Origin of the sequence: Bacillus hominis (genome assembly GCF_018332515.1) — a bacterium.
In the GTDB taxonomy this organism is placed as follows: Bacteria; Bacillota; Bacilli; order Bacillales; family Bacillaceae_G; genus Bacillus_A; species Bacillus_A hominis.
On the sequence record NZ_BOQD01000311.1, the window covers coordinates 1 to 3,397 of the forward strand.

A 3,397-nucleotide genomic window follows, 5' to 3' on the forward strand; every position below is an offset into this window, starting at 1 on the left:
TATATTTATTAGAAAAATCAAAATAATGACTAAGTATACTACAATTTAAAAAATAAAACAGTAGTCTATTTTGCATGTATTTGTAAGTTTTAGAAGGGAATTGTAATAAGTATTTTAATATTTAACAAAGTAAAAAAAATAGTTTGCTATTTAAAAAAAGTGGGGATATAATATCTAAATGAAAATGATAATTATTATCAATAATGATTATAAATAAAAAATAATTATAAAAAACAACTGAATATAAAGGATGAAATGAAACATGTTACATAAGTCTACTGTACATGCTGGCAATAATCGCTGGATACATATTAAGTTCATTTCTTTCATGAGCTTAACAATTTTATGCTTAATGGGGTCTATATTTTTAGCTGTTGCATTCGGTGCAAAGGATATTCATTTGCAAACGGTGTGGGCAGCGGTTTTTGATTACAATCCGAAATTAACGCAGCATCAAATTATTTATGAGCTAAGACTTCCAAGGGTGATTGGCGCGGCAGTTGTAGGTGCTGCTTTTGCAGTCGCTGGGGCTGTGATGCAAGGGGTAACACGAAATCCTTTAGCTGATGCAGGTGTGCTCGGAATAAATGCGGGTGCGATGTTTGTAGTAGCACTTAGTTTTGCTTTTTTCCCGCATATGCCGTATTCCTACTTAATGATTGTTTCTTTTATTGGAGCAGTTTTAAGTACCGTACTCATTTTTATTATCGGATCGGCAACATCAGGAGGGTTAACACCGATGAGGTTAACGATTGCTGGAGCAGTTATGGCAGCGCTTTTACACTCATTAAGCTCAGGTATTGCAATTTATTATGATTTAAGCCAAGATTTAGCGTTTTGGTTTGCTGGTGGTGTTGCGGGGGTTAAGTGGGAACACTTGAAATTTTTAGTGCCTATTATTCTCATAACGATTGTTTTTGCGACAGTGCTAGGGCGATCTATTTCACTCATATCAATGGGGGATGATGTTGCTACAAATTTAGGTGTGAAAACGAACCGAACGAGAATACTTGGGATGATTATAGTAGTCATTCTTGCAGGTGTTTCTGTTTCAGCTGTTGGTTCTATTGGATTTGTAGGACTAGTCATTCCGCATATTGCTAGAAAATTAGTTGGTGTTAATTATCGGCTTATTATTCCTATGTCAGCATTATTAGGAGCTATGTTATTGGTATTAGCTGATTTAGGGGCAAGAACAGTAAATCCTCCTAAAGAACTTGCGATAGGAATTATGGTAGCTCTTGTTGGAGTTCCGTTCTTCCTTTATATAGCACGTAAAGTTGGGAGGGAGCTATAAGTGAAGGATCTTTTTAACACGGATAAAAAGAGAGCTATTACTGTAACTACAATTTTCGGATGTATAAGTATCGCTGTAATTTTGATTAGCTTAAATACGGGGACGCTGAGCATCGCACCGCTCAAAGTAATTCAAACGCTTTTTGGTTATGGTGATTTTGAGAGTGCGACAGTGTTGTACGATTATCGTATGCCAAGAATAATTATTACAATGTTAGCAGGAATTGGCCTTGGGGTTTCCGGTGCGATTTTGCAAGGGCTATCTCGTAATGCACTCGCAGATCCCGGTATTCTCGGATTACATTCGGGTGCATCTTTCGGGCTTATTGTATTCGTTACTCTCTTTCATTCTATTAACGAGAGTGCATCGATTTTAATACCGTTATTTACATTTGGCGGAGGAGTGTTAGCTGCATTTCTTATTGTTTTGCTTGCGAGTGATCGGTCAAAAGGTTTACTTCCTATTAGACTTATTCTTGTTGGTATTGCAGTTTCAGCTGGTTTTAGTGCACTTTCATTATTTTTCTCGCTCAAGTTAAATGATGAGACGTATACATTCGCTTCTAGATGGTTAGTTGGTAACGTGTGGGGAAGAGATTGGATTCATGTCCTAGCATTATTACCTTGGATTTTGATACTCACTCCGTACGCATGGCTGAAATCTAAAACGTTAAATGCACTGTCACTAGGTGATAGTGTAGCAGCAGGACTTGGTGTATCTGTTCAAAAAGAACGGCTACTGCTTTTAGCTACAGCGGTAGGATTGTCTTGTGCAAGTGTATCAATGGCAGGGGGAATTGGCTTTATCGGCTTAGTTTCTCCGCATATTGCAAGGAAGTTAGTAGGTAGTACATATCAGCACTTCCTTCCGTTAGCTGGCATTATTGGAATGATTATTTTAGTACTCGCAGATACGATAGGTCGTTCTGTATTCGAGCCAAACTCTATTCCAGCTGGTGTAGTAGTAGCGGCTTTAGGAGCGCCGTATTTTCTTTATTTACTTACAAAAACAAAATAAATACTTCAAAGAGGAGAACATATGAAAAAGAAACTTTCCATTTTATTTAGCATTATGTGTATTTTAGTATTAGCAGCATGTGGTCAATCGAAACCTAATGAAGAGGCAACTAAAAAAACGGAAAAAAGTAATGATCCAAAAATTGCTTCAATGTCTATTCACTTAACAAATGATTTACTTGCTTTAGGAATTACACCAGTAGGTTCTGTTATTGGTGGAGATTTAAAAGATTTCTTACCGCACGCAAAAGAGCAGTTGAAAGATACGAAGAAACTAGGCGTTGTAACAGATCCAAACATGGAAGCATTACTTCAATTAAAGCCAACTGAAATTTATGTTGATGAAAAATATGCTGGCAAAGATTTAGCGAAATACGAAAAAATTGCAACAACACATTCTTTTAATTTGGATGAAGGTACGTGGAGAGATCATTTAAAAGAAGTAGGTAAACTTGTAAACCGTGAGAAAGAAGCGGAAAAGTATATTCAAGATTACGAAGAGCAGACAAAACGAGTGAAAAGTTTAATAGATAAAGAGTTAGGTAATAATGAAAAAGTAATGGCAATTCGTGTTACTGCAAAAGAATTACGTGTATTTAGTACGAACAGACCGATGGGACCAATTTTGTTCCAAGACTTAGGATTACAACCTGCAAATGGTGTAGAGAAAATTGATGGGAACCGTCCTTTCGAAGTCATTTCACAAGAAGTATTACCTGACTTTGATGCAGATGCTATTTTCGTTGTTGTAAATAGAGACGATAAAGCAAAAGCAGCATTTAAACAACTTCAAGAAACACCAATTTGGAAAGACTTAAAAGCTGTTAAAGGTAAGCACGTATACATTATTAATGACCAACCATGGCTTGACTATTCTGCTTTAGGAAATAAAATGGCGATGGATGAAGCGGAGAAAATGTTTACGAAATAATACAGTTTTGCTATTAGGAAAGGCCCTCTAAATTTGGAGGGCCTTTTTATTGTTAGAATAAATAAAAAAATATACAATGAAGTTAATTCAATGCAAGGGAGATGTGCCAATGTCAGCGCTTATTGTAAGTATCCCATTAAAAAAGCAGTATAT

The 3,397-nt window shown here is 36.2% G+C and carries 3 protein-coding genes; all 3 read left to right on the top strand.

Going from position 1 to position 3,397, the window contains the following annotated elements:
* Nucleotides 1-262: 262 nt before the first annotated feature.
* The 3 genes from KI356_RS23235 to KI356_RS23245 are packed head-to-tail and all read left to right on the top strand — an operon-like array spanning nucleotide 263 to nucleotide 3,244.
* Nucleotides 263-1,297: a FecCD family ABC transporter permease gene (locus tag KI356_RS23235; RefSeq protein WP_212936591.1), complete on the top strand. Its 1,035-nt coding sequence runs from the start codon at nucleotides 263-265 to the stop codon at nucleotides 1,295-1,297.
* Complete coding sequence (locus KI356_RS23240) at nucleotides 1,298-2,314, top strand: FecCD family ABC transporter permease (protein WP_071771954.1); 1,017 nt, start codon at nucleotides 1,298-1,300, stop codon at nucleotides 2,312-2,314.
* Nucleotides 2,315-2,335: 21 nt separating this feature from the next.
* Nucleotides 2,336-3,244, top strand: a complete 909-nt coding sequence (locus KI356_RS23245) for an iron-hydroxamate ABC transporter substrate-binding protein (RefSeq protein ID WP_128282335.1) — start codon at nucleotides 2,336-2,338, stop codon at nucleotides 3,242-3,244.
* The last annotated feature ends 153 nt before the right edge of the window (nucleotides 3,245-3,397 follow it).

What these genes read in the sequence shown, in the direction of transcription:
- KI356_RS23235 (WP_212936591.1), top strand. Translation starts at nt 263, where the DNA reads ATGTTACATAAGTCTACTGTACATGCTGGCAATAATCGCTGGATACAT.
- KI356_RS23245 (WP_128282335.1), top strand. Translation starts at nt 2,336, where the DNA reads ATGAAAAAGAAACTTTCCATTTTATTTAGCATTATGTGTATTTTAGTA.